Origin of the sequence: Streptomyces natalensis ATCC 27448 (genome assembly GCF_000935125.1) — a bacterium.
In the GTDB taxonomy this organism is placed as follows: Bacteria; Actinomycetota; Actinomycetes; order Streptomycetales; family Streptomycetaceae; genus Streptomyces; species Streptomyces natalensis.
This window is the reverse complement of the sequence record NZ_JRKI01000009.1, coordinates 215,845-231,093: the sequence shown is the minus strand read 5'-3', so window position 1 is coordinate 231,093 and position 15,249 is coordinate 215,845. Positions and strand designations below refer to the sequence as shown.

At 70.3% G+C, this 15,249-nt stretch carries 13 protein-coding genes; 2 read left to right on the top strand and 11 right to left on the bottom strand.

Annotation, left to right across the window (positions count from 1 at the left end):
* Positions 1 to 56 precede the first annotated feature (56 nt).
* Genes SNA_RS07730 through SNA_RS07715 form a run of 4 tightly spaced genes read right to left on the bottom strand, consistent with a single transcriptional unit; the run spans position 57 to position 5,277 of the window.
* The gene (locus tag SNA_RS07730) at positions 57 to 716 is read right to left on the bottom strand and encodes an O-methyltransferase (protein WP_030071533.1); all 660 of its coding nucleotides are present in this window, start codon (positions 714 to 716) and stop codon (positions 57 to 59) included.
* Positions 717 to 736: 20 nt separating this feature from the next.
* Positions 737 to 1,588 carry an HAD family hydrolase gene (locus SNA_RS07725; RefSeq protein ID WP_044363930.1) on the bottom strand — a complete coding sequence of 284 codons (852 nt, stop codon included), beginning with the start codon at positions 1,586 to 1,588 and terminating at the stop codon, positions 737 to 739.
* Positions 1,588 to 4,077 (bottom strand): phosphoribosyltransferase, encoded by a 2,490-nt coding sequence (locus SNA_RS07720; RefSeq protein ID WP_241779573.1) that lies wholly within the window; start codon positions 4,075 to 4,077, stop codon positions 1,588 to 1,590. The genes SNA_RS07725 and SNA_RS07720 overlap by 1 nt, the downstream gene beginning before the upstream one ends.
* A 27-nt stretch (positions 4,078 to 4,104) precedes the next feature.
* Complete coding sequence (locus tag SNA_RS07715; protein WP_044363929.1) at positions 4,105 to 5,277, bottom strand: HpcH/HpaI aldolase/citrate lyase family protein; 1,173 nt, start codon at positions 5,275 to 5,277, stop codon at positions 4,105 to 4,107.
* 218 nt (positions 5,278 to 5,495) lie between these two features.
* On the opposite strand from SNA_RS07715, the gene SNA_RS07710 reads away from it, so the two are divergent.
* Positions 5,496 to 6,674, top strand: coding sequence for a TerD family protein (locus tag SNA_RS07710; RefSeq protein ID WP_044363928.1), 1,179 nt, complete (start codon positions 5,496 to 5,498; stop codon positions 6,672 to 6,674).
* 33 nt (positions 6,675 to 6,707) lie between these two features.
* Here the strand turns inward: SNA_RS07710 and SNA_RS07705 are convergent, their stop codons facing one another.
* The 6 genes from SNA_RS07705 to SNA_RS07680 form a co-directional block, all read right to left on the bottom strand.
* On the bottom strand, positions 6,708 to 7,451 hold the full coding sequence (locus tag SNA_RS07705) for a TerD family protein (protein WP_030068387.1): 744 nt from the start codon (positions 7,449 to 7,451) through the stop codon (positions 6,708 to 6,710).
* 99 nt (positions 7,452 to 7,550) lie between these two features.
* On the bottom strand, positions 7,551 to 8,714 hold the full coding sequence (locus SNA_RS07700; protein WP_030068389.1) for a DUF475 domain-containing protein: 1,164 nt from the start codon (positions 8,712 to 8,714) through the stop codon (positions 7,551 to 7,553).
* A 51-nt stretch (positions 8,715 to 8,765) separates the two neighbouring features.
* The gene (locus tag SNA_RS07695) at positions 8,766 to 9,341 is read right to left on the bottom strand and encodes a TerD family protein (RefSeq protein ID WP_030068390.1); all 576 of its coding nucleotides are present in this window, start codon (positions 9,339 to 9,341) and stop codon (positions 8,766 to 8,768) included.
* Positions 9,342 to 9,469: 128 nt separating this feature from the next.
* Positions 9,470 to 10,045, bottom strand: a complete 576-nt coding sequence (locus SNA_RS07690) for a TerD family protein (protein ID WP_030068391.1) — start codon at positions 10,043 to 10,045, stop codon at positions 9,470 to 9,472.
* Between the two features lie 175 nt (positions 10,046 to 10,220).
* Entirely contained in the window at positions 10,221 to 10,679 is a 459-nt protein-coding gene (locus SNA_RS07685; protein ID WP_030068393.1) for a peroxiredoxin, read from the bottom strand.
* Between the two features lie 147 nt (positions 10,680 to 10,826).
* On the bottom strand, positions 10,827 to 11,249 hold the full coding sequence (locus tag SNA_RS07680) for a DUF3052 domain-containing protein (RefSeq protein ID WP_030068394.1): 423 nt from the start codon (positions 11,247 to 11,249) through the stop codon (positions 10,827 to 10,829).
* Positions 11,250 to 11,774: 525 nt separating this feature from the next.
* Here SNA_RS07680 and aceE point away from each other — a divergent pair.
* Entirely contained in the window at positions 11,775 to 14,522 is a 2,748-nt protein-coding gene (aceE, locus tag SNA_RS07675) for a pyruvate dehydrogenase (acetyl-transferring), homodimeric type (RefSeq protein ID WP_030068395.1), read from the top strand.
* Between the two features lie 77 nt (positions 14,523 to 14,599).
* Here the strand turns inward: aceE and SNA_RS07670 are convergent, their stop codons facing one another.
* A complete protein-coding gene (locus tag SNA_RS07670) occupies positions 14,600 to 15,025 on the bottom strand; it encodes a peptidase inhibitor family I36 protein (RefSeq protein ID WP_104531931.1) in 426 nt (141 codons plus the stop codon).
* Positions 15,026 to 15,249: the final 224 nt, after the last annotated feature.

Genomic DNA, 15,249 nt, shown 5'->3' with positions numbered 1-15,249 from the left:
GGCCCGCCAGTGACCGTTCACGACGGGCCCGCCGGTAATCGTTCACGCCGGGCCCGCTAGCGCTTGCGGGCCACCGTCACCCCGTCCGCCACGGTGAGCATCACCGCCTCCATGCGCTCATCGGCCCGCACATGGTCGTTGAACTCACGGATCGCCCGCGCCGATCCGGTCGCCGCCGGATCGGCGACCTGGCCGTTGTAGAGGACGTTGTCCGCGACGATCAGGCCGCCCGGCCGCAACCGGGCCACCAGTTCCTCCCAGTACGCGATGTAGCCGGGCTTGTCCGCGTCGAGGTAGACGAGGTCGATATGCGGGTCGGCCGGCATCGCCCGCAGGGTGTCCAGCGCAGGGGCGATGCGCAGCTCGATACGGTCCCCCACCCCGGCCTGCTCCCAGGCCCGCCGGGCGTGGGCGGTCCACTCCTCGGAGATGTCGCAGGCGATCAGCGTGCCGTCCTTGGGCAGCGCCTGGGCCATCGCCAGGGCCGAGAATCCGGTGAACGTCCCCACCTCGACGATGTGCCGCGCGTCGATCAGCCGCGCCAGGAACGCCAGCAGCGGCCCCTGCTCGTGTGCCGACTGCATCACCGCCGCGTCCGGGAACAGCCGGTGCGTCAGCTCCACCAGGTCGCGCTGCACGGCGTCCAGCGGCGGATTGTGGGCGAGGACGTAGTCGTACAGCTCGGGGGTGATCGGTGTGCTCTTGGGCTTGGTCACTGGGTCTCCTCCTGTCCGCTTCACTCTTCCCCCGTCACCGCGTCCCGATGCCGACGGGCGCCCTCCCGGGTTGCGGCGCCGCGGAGGAACGCCCGGACGATCTCCTCACCGGCCGCGACACCGCGCTCCGCGAGCGCCGTGACATGCGGGGCCTGCCAGCCGGTGTCCGCCAGCTCACCGTGTCCCGGCCGCCATCCGCGGTCCGCCGCGAGCAGCAGATCGGCGTCGAGCAGGGAATCCCCGGCCGCCAGGACCGCGGACGCGCCGGTGCGGCGGGCCACCTCCGCAACGGCTGCGCCCTTGGTGAGCGGCTTCGGTACGGCGTAGATCTTGCGGCCCTGCAACGACACGGTCCAGCCGCGTTCCGCCGCCCAGCCGGTGAGGTCCTTCACCCAGGTGTCGGGCAGCAGCGGCCGCTCGACGACGAGGTAGGCGAAGAGGTCCTCGGCCACCCGCTCCTTGAGCAGCCAGGCCGGATCGGCGGTGCGGACGAGATGCGCGCGGATCTCGGCGAGCGGCGCGCACTGCGCGGCCAGGCGCCGGGCGACGACGCGCTGCCAGTCGGGGTCCGACTCGCCGCGTACGAGGAGATGGCCGCCGTTGGCGCAGATCGCGAACTCCGGTGCCGGGCCCGGGAGATGGATGCGTCCGTACTGTTCGCGGGTGCGGGTGGTGGTCGGCACGAAGGTGGTGCCGGCGGCCAGGTCGGCGAGCAGCGCGGCCGCCGTCTCCGTCATATAGGACAGCGGCCTGCGCTCGTACGTCTCGACGCACAGCAGGCGCGGGGCCTCGGCGTCCGGCATGGCGAGGTCCAGCGCGGCGGCCGAGTAGATCAGGGTGCGGTCGAGGTCGCTGGCGACGAGGGCGTTCATCAGGCGGCCACCGCCTTGCCGTCGGCGCCGGTGGCGCCGCGGGTGAAGCGGGGGTGGATCAGCCCGACACAGGTGTAGGGCAGGCCGTCGACCTCTTCGACGGGCACGCCGCGCTGTTCCGCCAGGAGGCGCACATGGGCGAGATCGTCGCCGGCGCCGCGCTGGGCGAGGATCTTCCAGGGAACCCGGCGCAGCAGAACGCGGGTGGTCTCGCCGACACCGGGCTTGACGAGATTGACGTCGTCGATGGCGTACTCGGCGCTGATCCGCTCGACGGCCGCCCAACCCTCCCAGGTGGGCGTGCGATCGGCGGCGGCCAACTGCTCGACCTGCGCGGCGACGTCCTCGGCGACCTCGTCGAAATGCGCGCCGACCGCGTCGAGAAAGGCTCCCGACACATCGGCGCCGGTCAGCTCGCGGTAGAACTTGGCTCCGTGGAAGTCGTCCGGGCCCACGAGGTCGTCGCGCAGCACGGTGCGCGATATGAGGCCGGAGACGGTGGAGTTGAGGCAGGCGGACGGGATCAGGAAGTCGTCGCGGGTGCCGTAGGTCTCGACGCAGCCGCCGGGGTCGGCGAGCACCGCGATCCGCGGGTCGAAGCCGGGGAAGTCCGCGAGGGCCTGGGCGAGTTCGCGGGTGATGGCGCCCTTGCCCGTCCAGCCGTCCACGAAGACGACGTCGGCCGGGTCGTGGTGGGTGGCCAGCCAGCGCAGTGCGGTGGTGTCGATGCCCCGGCCGCGGACGATGGAGACGGCGTAGTGCGGCAGGTCCAGGCCGTGTGCGTGCCGCGCCCAGCGGCGCATCAGCACCCCGACCGGCGTCCCGGCCCGCGCCAGCGACACCAGCACCGGGCTCTTCGTGCGTTCGGCGAGCACGGTCTCGGTGACCGTCCCCACGGCCTGCGCGATCCGGCGCGCCGAAGTCCCCAACGCGCTGTGGAACAGCGCCTGGTACTGCTCGCTCGGCTGGTATTCGACGGGCAGCGATTCGGCGTAGTGGGCGCCGCCGCTCTGGATCGCCTCCTCGCGCTCCTCGGTGGGCGCCTCCAGCGTGACGTCGGAGAGGTCCTGGAGCAGCCAGCCGACCTCCTCGGCGGCGTACGAGGAGAAGGCGGGGCCACGCAGCGGCTCGGGCAGGGGCATGGGGCGGGCCTGTTCTTGCGGGGTGTACGAGGGGATCACGGCGAGCAGCAGCCGGTCGGTGTGGTCGGCGAGGCGGTCCAGGAGGCCGCCGGCGGCGTGCAGTTCGGGGCCGTCTCCCGCGGAGTCGACCACGGCCACGATGGCGTCGAAGCGGCGCGCCGGGTCGCCGCCGGGTGCGACGTTGTACGCGTAGCGCTCCCCGGGGCCGTCGGCCGGCCGGTCGTGGGCCGGGAAGGCCAGCCGGGTGCGTATCGCGTAGCCGGGGTCGTCCACGGCGAGCACCGGGGACCGGGTGGTGGTCGAGAAGCGGACCGCCGGAGCGCCGTGGGGCGGGGCCGTGGCGGCGAGGCGGGCGTCCAGGGCCTCGGCGAGGCGCACCGGCGCGTACATCAGCTCTTCGTTGCCGAGGACGAGGATGCGGCGGGCGCCCTCCAGCCGGCCGGCGAGGCGGGCCGCCATGTCCGGCAGGGCCGACTCCAGACGGGCGCGATGGGCCGGTGTGAAGCCGTGCCGCCCGCCGTCGGGCAGCCCGGCGGGCCAGCCGAGGTCGACCCGTACGAGGTCGTTCCGTACGAGGTCGTTACCGCGGCCGGCCGGCGACGACGGGGCCACCGGCGACGGGACTTTGGCGGCCTCATGGGCGGCGACGAGTTCCTGGCCCCGTGCAAGGACGTCCGCCGGGAGCCGTACGCCGCCCGCGGCCAGGGAGATCAGGTCGACGCGGGCGCCCAGGTCCGCGGCGAACTTCTCCAGATGGCCGCGGTCGGCGTCCGAGCGCATGTCGACCAGCGCGACGACCACGTACTGCTCGCGGGGAAAGCGCGCATGCAGCGCCGCGATGGTGTTGAGGACCGTGCGGCCGGTGGAGAACTCGTCGTCGACGAGCACCAGCGGCCCGTCCCCGGCGAGCAGGTCCGGGTCCTCGGGGAGCAGCAGATGCGAGGTGGCGTGGCTGTGCTCCTCCTCGAAGCCGCCCACCGTCGCGACGCCGGGCACCGGCCGGCGGGTGGAGTGCAGATACGGCGCGAGGGCCAGGCCGTCGGCGACGGAATGCCCCAGGCCCGTGGCGGTCTCCGCGTAGCCCAGGACGACCGAGCGGGCGGCGGCTTCGTCGCCCAGCAGCTCGCGCACCCGGCGCCCCAGCCCGTGGCCCGCGCCGTGGACCACACCGGGCCGCTGCGGGACGTGCTTGCCCAGGACGTTCGACACCAGCAGATGGGCCCGCTTCGGATTGCGCCGCAGCGCCAGGCCCAGCAGCTCCGGCAGATCGCCGCCGCCGCTCAGCGACACACCGAGCCGCTCGGCCACCCAGTCCCCGGTCCACACCACGCGCTCGGTCTTCCCCATCGTTTCGTCCATGTCCACCGCCGGATCTCAGGTCTGCGGGACGCTCGCCGTGAGCAGTTCCACGAAGCCGATGCCCTCGCGGGCGACGCCGAACGCCTCGGCGCGCAGCAGGGTGCGCTCGGCCCAGGCGCGGTGCGGCTTCACTTCGTTCATCTTGTTGGTGTAGGCGGAGCGCAGGACGCCGCCGTCACCGCGTTCGGGCCGCAGGATGTCGGCCGCATCGCTGAACTCCTCGTGACTGACGACCGAGAGGGCGTGCACCGGGGCGACATGCGAGGGGTGGATGCAGGTCTTGCCCTGGAGGCCGTTGGCCCGGTCCAGTTCGATCTCGCGCAGCAGCCCGTCCATGTCGTGCTCGATCAGTGCCGTGCGCAGTTCCTCGGCCCGGCCGAGGAAGGGGCTGCGGCGCAGCTGCGGTTTGAACATCCGCTCGTGCAGCCGGAAGTACTCCCACACCGGGCCGGTGATCGTGAAGCCGGTGCCGTCCGCGCGGCCCAGCACATTGACCACATCGGCGATCACGGAGGCGACGAGGTGGACGTCATAGGCCGTCATGTCCGGTGCCCTGCGCAGCCCGTAGGCCGAGCAGAAGTCCGTGACCCCGAGCCGCAGGGCGAGCACGCGGTCGCGGTGGGTGTCGACGGTTTCGGCGATGCCCCGGAGCGTCTCGGCCCGGCTCTCCAGATGCAGCAGCTGCGGGGATTCGAGCACCGGCATCGCGAACAGCCGCCGCGCGCAGGCCGATTCGGCCGCGGCCAGCGCCTCCAGGAAGGGCACTCCGCGCTCGGCGGTGAACTTCGGTAGAACGAACCCGGACAATATGCGCACCGCCGGGCCTGTCCGACGCACCAGATCCGGTATCTGAGCCGGTTCGCGGACCCGTATGAACAGCAGCGGAAGATCCGCGCCCTCGGCGGCCGCCTCGTCCAGCAGGCCCAACTGCCGGACGAGATTCTCCTCGCCGGCCGCCACATCGCCGTCCCCGATGGCATCCTCCAGGCACAGCACCATGGACCTCACACCCCGGCCGGCCTGCTTGCGGACATCGGCGGCGAGCCGCGGGCGGGTGGCGGGGCTGTAGAGGGTGGCACCCAGGGCGGCTGCGAGCGTACGGGCCGGGGAATCGGCGGTGAACTCCACCGGCTCCTTGTGGAACAAAGTCTTCCGGATGTCCGGCGCAAGATGCCCGAAGTGGCGCATAGAACTCCCCCGTCTACAGGCGGGACCCGGCGCCCCCGCTGTGTCCCGCTGTCTGGATCCAGCCGGTAATCGTACGTGCGGGGTGGTGTCGTTAGTTCCCGCGCGCATGAAAATCACGTATCCCCCAGGCGGCGCCGGGGTGTCCCGGCGCGCGACGCGACGATGCCCGACGGGCCCCCGCGTTGTCGGTGCGACCTTTGGGAAGGCAGGATTGCGGCATGACGCACGCGATGCTGAAAGGGTCGAACGTACCCCTCGACGCCACGGCGGTCCGGGCCGTCCTGCGCTGGACGCCCGGTGCCGGCGTCCCCGATGTCGATGCCTCGGCCCTGCTGGTGGGGCCCGACGGACGCGTGCGCTCCGACGAGGACTTCGTCTTCTACAACCAGCCGCGGCATCCCAGCGGCCTGGTCCGGCATCTGCCCAAGGCCCAGGTCACCGAGGGAATGACCGAGACCATCGAGGCGGATCTGGCGCCCCTGGACCCGTCGGTGGACCGGGTGGTGCTGGCCGCGTCGTCGGACGGCGGCGCCTTCGGGCTGGTCGCGGATCTGCGGATCATGCTCTTCGACGCGGCGGCGGACGGCGGCGATCCGCTCGCGGTCTTCGATGTGGTGCCCGACACCGGCGACGAGACGGCGCTGATCTGCGGGGAGCTCTACCGCCGGGCCGACAGCTGGAAGTTCCGGGCGCTGGGGCAGGGGTACGCGAGCGGGCTGACGGGGCTGGCGAACGAGTTCGGCATCTCCGTGGAGGAGGAGAACGGCTCGAAGGCCACCGCATCGGCTGCGACGCCGTCCGCCGGGTCTGCGGCGTCGACCGCGGCACCAGCCCAGGCCCCGGCCCCGGCCCCGGAAGGCTCGGCCACCACCGCCCCCGCCACGCCTCCGCCGCCGCCCGCCGTGCCCGCGCCCGCGCCGCCCGAGTCCGCCGCTCCGGTCTCCGGCCCCGTCCCGTCCGCGGAGCCCGCGAGCGCGCCGACCCCGCCGCCCAGCGCCTGGCCCGAGCAGCCGGCCGCCGCGTCCGCGGGACCGGACCCCGATGCCGTCACCCAGCACATGCCGGACCCGGCGGCCGAGCCGTCCGCCATGCCCCCGCAGCCGCCGACCGCCCCTCCGCCGCCACCGGCCGGCGGCTACGGCTACCCGCAGAACGTGCCGCCCCCGCCGCAGCAGCCCCCGGCCCAGCCGGCTTACGGGTACGGCTACCCGGGCCCGCCGCCCCAGCAGCCGGTCTACCCGCAGCAGCCTCCGCCGTCCGCCTACGGCTATCCGCAGCCGCCCCAGCAACAGCCCGCGCCGACCTACGGCTACGGCTATCCGACACAGCACCAGCCGTTCGTCCCGGACCCGTCCTTCGTCCTGCCGCCGCAGGGCCCGCAGTTCCAGCGCCGGTAGCCCGGCCTCCGGGGGCGGGCCCCGGTCAAGGCGTCAGACCTGCGACTTGTAGCCCCGCCCCCACTGGAGCCCCCAGCCGTAGAGCCGGTCGAGCTCCGCCTGGAAGCCGTAGACGTACTTCACCTCGCGGCGCACCGTCAGGCCGTCCTTGCCGTTCTCCAGCGTGAAGACGGCGCAGGAACGGGCCTGCGGCGCGCGTTCGTCGAGCTTGATCTCCATCCGCGGGCCGGTGGTCGGGTAGAGCGTCACCACCGCGTGCGTACGGTCGAACGCGGGCGTCCCGTCGTAGATGTAGACGAAGATCAGCAGCCGCTTGAACTCGTCGCGGTGGTCCAGGTTGACGTACAGCGTCTCGCCGGAACCGGAACCGAACCGGTCGTCACCGCTGAGTTTCACGAAGGGCGGGCCGTTGAGGTCGCCCAGGAAGTTCCCCAGCGGCTGCACGACGCCCTTGGTGCCGTCCTTGAGCTCGTACATACAGGCCAGGTCCAGGTCGACATTGACCATGGCCGGCCCCTGCGCCTGGACGACCTCGGGCTTGAACAGCTTGCCCGGGTGCCGCAGCAGGCTGCCGGAGCGCCGGCGGCCCGGCTCGTCGAAATCCGAGGTCCGCATCTGCCAGCTCAGGTTGACCCTCAGATGCCCAACGGCCGCCCCCTGCTTGGTCAGCGAGACGACCGGGTTCCGCTTGGTCAGCTCGACGACATACGACGCCCCGCCGCTGTCGAAGTCGTACTTCGGCGACCCGCCGCGCCACAAGTTCCCCAGGAACGACACCCTGCCCACCCCATTGCTCGACCCCAATTGCCGCGGGGCGGCCCCGAGGTCCGTACCCCATGGCCGCCCCGCAGAGAGCGTTCCTCATTCAGCGCCGCGTCACACCCCGGACGCGACCTCCTGCCGGGAGTCCTCCTCGTTTCCCGGCTTGCCCTCGCGGCGGTTGCGCGCCACGGAGGAGAGGAAGGACAGTCCGATCAGGACGACGCCGATCAGGCCGGTGATGACCTCGTTGATCTCGTACTTGATCGTGATGAGCAGGATGACCGCCAGGGCGCCGATCGCGTAGTGCGCGCCGTGCTCCAGGTAGACGTAGTCGTCCAGGGTCCCCTTGCGGACGAGGAAGACCGTCAGCGACCGGATGTACATCGCGCCGATGCCCAGGCCCAGCGCCATCATGAAGATGTCGTTGGTGATCGCGAAGGCTCCGATGACGCCGTCGAAGGAGAAGGACGCGTCGATGACCTCAAGGTAGAGGAACATGAAGAACGCGGCCTTGCCGGCCAGGCCCACGGCCGCGCCGGTGGAGACGCCCTTCTTCGCGGGCGCGGCGGCGGCCTCGCGGGCCTCCGCATCCTCGCCCGCCTCGTCCTCGTCGTCGTCCTCTTCGTCCTCCAGCTTGTCCTCGAAGTAGCCCGAGATACCGCCGACGACGAGATAGGTGATCAGGCCGGCGACGCCCGACAGCAGCACCGTGGCGCTCTTGTCACCGGCGCCGTGCGCCGCGGCGGTGGCCACGGTCATCGAGGCCACCAGCAGGGCGACCAGCGCGACGATGACGGAGAGCATGTCGAGCTTGCCCATCCGGGCCATCGGCTTCTCGATCCACGCCAGCCATTTGTGGTCGCGCTCCTCGAAGAGGAAATCGAGGAAGATCATCAGCAGGAAGATCCCGCCGAATGCCGCGATGGCCGGATGGGCGCTGGTGACCAGTTCCTGGTAATGCGCCTTGTCGTTGATGGCGAGATTGACCGCCTCGATCGGCCCCAGTTTCGCGGTGATCGCGACGATGACGACCGGGAAGACCAGCCGCATGCCGAATACCGCGACGAGGATGCCGACCGTCAGGAAGATCTTCTGCCAGAAGGCGTTCATCTTGCGCAGGATTCCTGCGTTGATGACGGCGTTGTCGAAAGAGAGCGAAATCTCCAGGACGGACAGGATCCCGACAATCGCGAGCCCCTGCCACCCCCAGAGACCGCCGGCCAAGGCCAGGCCGAGCACCGTGATGGCGAACGACCAGCCAAAGGTTTTCAGGAGCACTGCTACCCAATCCCTCGCTGTGTGGGTCCCCCGCGCGCAGCGCGCGGCGCTTTACGAAACGTTGACCCCGAAGTCTAGAGCGATGCCCCGCAGGCCCGACGCGTACCCCTGTCCCACGGCGCGGAACTTCCATTCGCCGTTGTAGCGGTAGACCTCGCCGAAGATCATCGCGGTTTCGCCGGCGGCGTCCTCGCTGAGGTCGTAGCGGGCGAGCTCGCTGCCGTCGGCCTGATTGACGATGCGGATGAATGCATTGCTGACCTGGCCGAAGCTCTGGCCACGCACATCGGCCTCGTGAATGGAGACCGGAAAGACGATCTTGTCGACGTGCTCGGGGACCCCGGTGAGGTCCACCAGGATCGACTCGTCGTCGCCCTCCCCCTCGCCGGTGAGGTTGTCACCGGTGTGCTCGACGGAGCCCTCGGGGCTCTTGAGCTGGTTGTAGAAGACGAAGTACTCGTCCCCCAGCACCCGGCCCGACTGGCACAGCAGGGCGCTGGCGTCGAGGTCGAACGGCGCTCCTGTGGTGGAGCGCGCGTCCCAGCCGAGGCCGACCATGATCTGCGCGAGGTTCGGTGCGGCCTTGGACAGGGAGACATTGCCCCCCTTGGCGAGTGTGACGCCCATTGTGTTCGCTTCCTCCCCGGTGTCGGTACGGGCCGCGCTCCTGCCCGGCCCGCGTCCCTTCCCACGCGCGCCCGGCGCCGCACTCCCCGGTCGGGGTGTACGGCGCCGGGTGCGGTGTATGTGCTCGCTCAGACGTTGACGCCGAAGTCCTGCGCGATACCGCGCAGCCCCGAGGCGTAGCCCTGACCGATGGCCCGGAACTTCCACTCCGCGCCGTTGCGGTACAGCTCGCCGAAGACCATGGCGGTCTCGGTCGAGGCGTCCTCGCTGAGGTCGTAGCGCGCCAGCTCGTTGCCGTCGGCCTGGTTGACGACGCGGATGTAGGCGTTGCGGACCTGGCCGAAGCTCTGCTGACGGGTCTCGGCGTCGTAGATCGACACCGGGAACACGATCTTGTGGACATCGGCCGGCACGCCGGCGAGGTTCACCTTGATCGCCTCGTCGTCGCCCTCGCCCTCACCGGTGGTGTTGTCACCGGTGTGTTCGACCGAACCGTCCGGGCTCTTCAGGTTGTTGAAGAACACGAAGTTCTGGTCGTTGCCGACCTTGCCCTGGTCGTTCGTCAGCAGGGCGCTGGCGTCCAGGTCGAAGTCCGTACCGGTGGTGGTACGGGCGTCCCAGCCCAGGCCGACAAGGACGGCGGTCAGGTTGGGGGCTTCCTTCGTCAGCGAGACGTTGCCGCCCTTGCTGAGGCTGACTCCCACGAGTCCTCCCATAGATTCGAGGGGTACGTAAGACTTCCGCCCCCATCGTGCATGGCATCGGATCAACGAATTGATCCTAGTGACGGGTTCCCACCGATTGCAGATATCGCACTCGGAAGCACACGGATGCCGTCCCGCGGGCGCCCGGAGGCACCCGCAGGCGCCCGGTGGCGGCTCAGAGGGCCTTGAGGGCCGTGAGGTAGTCGTTCAGGTCACGGGCGTCGGGCAGGCCGTTGACGACCGTCCAGCGCACCACGCCCTCCTTGTCGATGACGAAGGTGCCGCGCACCGCGCAGCCCTTGTCCTCGTCGAAGACTCCGTACGCCCGCGAGGCCTCGCCGTGCGGCCAGAAGTCCGAGAGCAGCGGGTACTCCAGGCCCTCCTGCTCGGCGAAGACGCGGAGCGAGAACGGGGAGTCGTTGGAGACGGCCAGCAGCTGGACGTCGTCGTTGACGAACTTGGGCAGCTCGTCGCGGAGCGCGCACAGCTCACCGGTGCACACGCCGGTGAAGGCGAAGGGGTAGAAGAGGAGGACGACGGCCTTCTCGCCGCGGAAGTCGGAGAGCTTGACCAGCTCGCCGTGCTGGTTCTTCAGCTCGAAATCCGGAGCCTTCGTGCCGACCTCGATCGCCATGGGTGCTTCCCTTCCGCTCGCGCACAACTGGACGTGACCAACCCTACGCGCCGCGCCGAACGCCCCGGAATCCGCTCCCGAACAGCACCGAGCCCCCTCCGGAACGGGCCGGAGGGGGCTCGGCGGGGCGTGGCGGGGCCGGGTGGCTCAGCGCTTGGGGGTGACCAGGCGGCTACCGGTCCAGTCCTTGGCCGCGTTGATGCTCTTGGTCTGGGACAGACCCGCGGTCTGCGCGGCCTCATTGATGTCGCTGGGCTCGATATAGCCCTCGCGGCCGGTCTTGGGGGTCAGCAGCCAGATCCGCCCGCCCTCGTCGATCAGCCCGATGGCGTCCACCAGCGCGTCCGTGAGGTCGCCGTCTTCGTCACGGAACCACAGCAGCACGACGTCAGCGACGTCGTCGTAGTCCTCGTCGACGAGATCCTGGCCGATCACGGCCTCAATGCCTTCGCGGAGATCCTGATCGACGTCGTCGTCGTAGCCGATCTCCTGGACCACCTGTCCGGGCTCGAACCCCAGCCTGGCGGCAGGGTTGGTCCGCTCCTCCGCGTGGTCCGCGGTCGCGCTCACGGATTGCCTCCTGTCATCTTTCGGAAAGTTTTGGGACCCCGCGCGTGCGCGGAGCATTGGGCGTAGTCCACACGGGCCGGGCGGATCGCGCAAGTACCCGGCGGCCGAGACCGCCGAAACGGTGACGATTGGACGCGTCTCACCGCAACCACGACCCCATTAGGACAGCCTGAAGTGATTCACGCCACAGCGTTTCGCCGGGTTTCTCGGGTACTCGCGCGAGACTGGTCCATCGGGGGGCGCAGGTGGGGCGCGGGATACGGACGGGGCGCGGATTCGAGAGGCGTACGGCCGTACGCGAAGGACCCCCGACATGGGCGTATGGTTGCGATTTGGCCGACCTGAGAACCGGTCTTTCCAGCGCCCATCTCTCGGCGGGGGGTTACCCGACGGTAGAGATGACGTATCCCAGTGACTCGGTACACGATGGAAGACGGCGCGACACAAGGCAGACACAGCATTCGTCCGCGCACGCACATCAATAGCGTGCAGAGCACGGTACGAACCGAACACCGAAGGAACAGCGTGGCTTCCGGATCCGATCGAAACCCGATCATCATTGGCGGCCTTCCCAGCCAGGTCCCGGATTTCGATCCAGAAGAGACCCAGGAATGGCTCGACTCGCTCGACGCAGCCGTCGATGAGCGGGGCCGGGAACGCGCCCGCTACCTCATGCTCCGGCTGATCGAGCGGGCCCGTGAGAAGCGCGTGGCCGTACCCGAGATGCGCAGCACGGACTACGTCAACACCATCGCGACCAAGGACGAGCCGTTCTTCCCGGGCAACGAGGAGATCGAGCGCAAGGTCCTGAACGCGACCCGGTGGAACGCGGCCGTCATGGTCTCCCGCGCCCAGCGCCCGGGTATCGGCGTCGGCGGCCACATCGCCACGTTCGCCTCCTCCGCCTCCCTCTACGACGTGGGCTTCAACCACTTCTTCCGGGGCAAGGACGAGGGCGACGGCGGTGACCAGGTCTTCTTCCAGGGCCACGCCTCCCCCGGCATCTACGCCCGCGCCTATCTCCTCGACCGGCTCAGCTCCGACCAGCTCGACGCGTTCCGCCAGGAGAAGTCGAAGGCGCCCCACGGCCTGTCCAGCTATCCGCACCCGCGGCTGATGCCGGACTTCTGGGAGTTCCCGACCGTCTCGATGGGCCTCGGCCCCCTCGGCGCGATCTACCAGGCACGGATGAACCGCTACCTGGAGGCCCGCGGCATCGCCGACACCTCCGCGTCGCATGTGTGGGCCTACCTGGGCGACGGCGAGATGGACGAGCCCGAGTCGCTCGGCCAGCTGTCCATCGCCGCCCGTGAGGGCCTGGACAACCTGACCTTCGTCGTCAACTGCAACCTCCAGCGCCTCGACGGCCCGGTCCGCGGCAACGGCAAGATCATGCAGGAGCTGGAGTCGCAGTTCCGCGGCGCCGGCTGGAACGTCATCAAGCTGGTGTGGGACCGCAGCTGGGACCCGCTGCTCGCGCAGGACCGCGACGGCATCCTGGTCAACAAGCTCAACAGCACGCCCGACGGCCAGTTCCAGACGTACGCCACCGAGACCGGCTCGTACATCCGCGAGCACTTCTTCGGCGACGACCAGCGCCTGCGCAAGATGGTCGAGAGCATGACCGACGACCAGATCCTGCACCTGGGCCGCGGCGGTCACGACCACAAGAAGATCTACGCGGCCTATGCGGCGGCCAAGGCCCACAAGGGCCAGCCGACGGTGATCCTCGCGCAGACCGTCAAGGGCTGGACGCTCGGCCCGAACTTCGAGGGCCGCAATGCGACCCACCAGATGAAGAAGCTGACCGTCGCAGACCTCAAGGGCTTCCGCGACCGGCTGCACCTGCCGATCCCGGACAAGGACCTCGAGGACGGCCTGCCGCCGTACTACCACCCGGGCCCGAACTCCGAAGAGATCCAGTACATGCACGACCGCCGCAAGGCGCTGGGCGGCTATGTGCCGACCCGTGTCGTGCGGGCCAAGCCGCTGCCGCTGCCGGACGACAAGGCCTACGCGGGCGCCAAGAAGGGCTCGGGCCAGCAGAAGATCGCCACGACCATGGCGTTCGTCCGCATCCTGAAGGACCTCATGCGGGACAAGGAGATCGGCAAGCGCTTCGTGCCGATCGCGCCCGACGAGTACCGCACCTTCGGCATGGACGCGTTCTTCCCGTCGGCCAAGATCTACAACCCGCTGGGCCAGCAGTACGAGTCCGTGGACCGCGAACTGCTCCTGGCGTACAAGGAGTCGCCGACCGGCCAGATGCTGCACGACGGCATCACGGAGGCGGGCTGCACGGCCTCGCTGATCGCGGCGGGCTCGTCCTACGCCACGCACGGCGAGCCGCTGATCCCGGTCTATGTCTTCTACTCGATGTTCGGGTTCCAGCGCACCGGTGACCAGTTCTGGCAGATGGCCGACCAGCTGTCGCGCGGCTTCGTGCTCGGCGCCACCGCCGGCCGTACGACGCTGACAGGTGAGGGTCTTCAGCACGCCGACGGCCACTCCCAGCTGCTGGCGTCGACCAACCCGGCCTGTGTCGCCTACGACCCGGCCTACGGCTACGAGATCGCGCACATCGTCAAGGACGGTCTGCGCCGGATGTACGGCGAGACCCCGGACGGCAAGCCGGGCGAGGACGTCTTCTACTACCTCACCGTCTACAACGAGCCGATCCAGCACCCGGCGGAGCCGGCCGACGTCGACGTCGACGGCATCCTGAAGGGTCTGCACCGCATCAGCGCCGGCGAGAAGGGCGAACACGCCGCCCAGATCCTGGCCTCCGGCGTGGCGGTCCCGTGGGCGGTCGAGGCCCAGCGGATCCTCGCGGACGAGTGGAACGTCAAGGCGGACGTGTGGTCGGCGACTTCCTGGAACGAGCTGCGCCGTGAGGCCGTGGCGGTCGAGGAGCACAACCTGCTGCACCCGGAGGAGGACCAGCGCGTCCCCTACGTGACGCAGAAGCTCCAGGGCGCCGAGGGCCCCAAGGTCGCGGTCTCGGACTGGATGCGTGCCGTCCCGGACCAGATCGCCCGCTGGGTCCCGGGCACCTACCAGTCGCTGGGCGCCGACGGCTTCGGCTTCGCGGACACCCGTGGCGCGGCCCGTCGCTTCTTCCACATCGACGCGCAGTCGATCGTCCTGGGTGTGCTCACCGAGCTCGCCAAGGACGGCAAGGTCGACCGGTCGCTGCTGAAGCAGGCGATCGACCGCTACCAGCTCCTGGACGTCGCGGCGGCCGAGGCCGGCGAGGCCGGCGGCGACGCGTAACGCCCTGACGGCACACCGCATCATGAGTGCGACGCCCCCGGCAGCGCCCCGCTGCCGGGGGCGTCGCGCATTCCGCCTCACCGCTCCCACACCTTGAACGCCCGTACCTGGTACGGGGAACGGGGCACCCAGCTGCCGCCGCCCGGGTAGGTGTCGTACTCACCGGTCTCGGCGCACTGTGCGCTCTGGTACGTGGTGACCGGCCGGCCGGTGCGGTTGGCGAGCGAGGCGGCGCTGCTTCCCTTCGGCAGTGGGATGCAGCTCTCGATGTCGGTGTCGGACAGCTCATGGGTCCACCGCTTGCCGCCGAAGTCCGCCGTCGGCCACAGGCACAGCTGGCCCGGCGCGCAGTCACCCGAGGCGGGCGCGTGCATGCTGCGGCCAACGGCGGCCGCACCTGCGGCCGGTGCGCCGAGGGCGGGCGGGGCGGCCAGGGCCGCGGTGAGGGCGGCGAGGCCGATCAGCAGGGCGGTGGTGTGGGGCGTACGCAGACGCAGACGCATAGGAATCTCCCCCGTGAAGCGTGCCGTGCGGCACATGCGCGGGCCGGCTGCCCGCGGCGGTTGTGCATCGAGCTTCGCGAGGCCGCGGCGCGGTTGCCAAGGCCGTGACGGGGAGTCCATCCGGATCAGGGATGTGGATAACCGCAGGGTGGGTAACTCGCCTTTGTGGACGCGATGTTGACGCCGTCCCGGTGGCGGGCGGGGCGGCAGAACCGTTCCTCCCG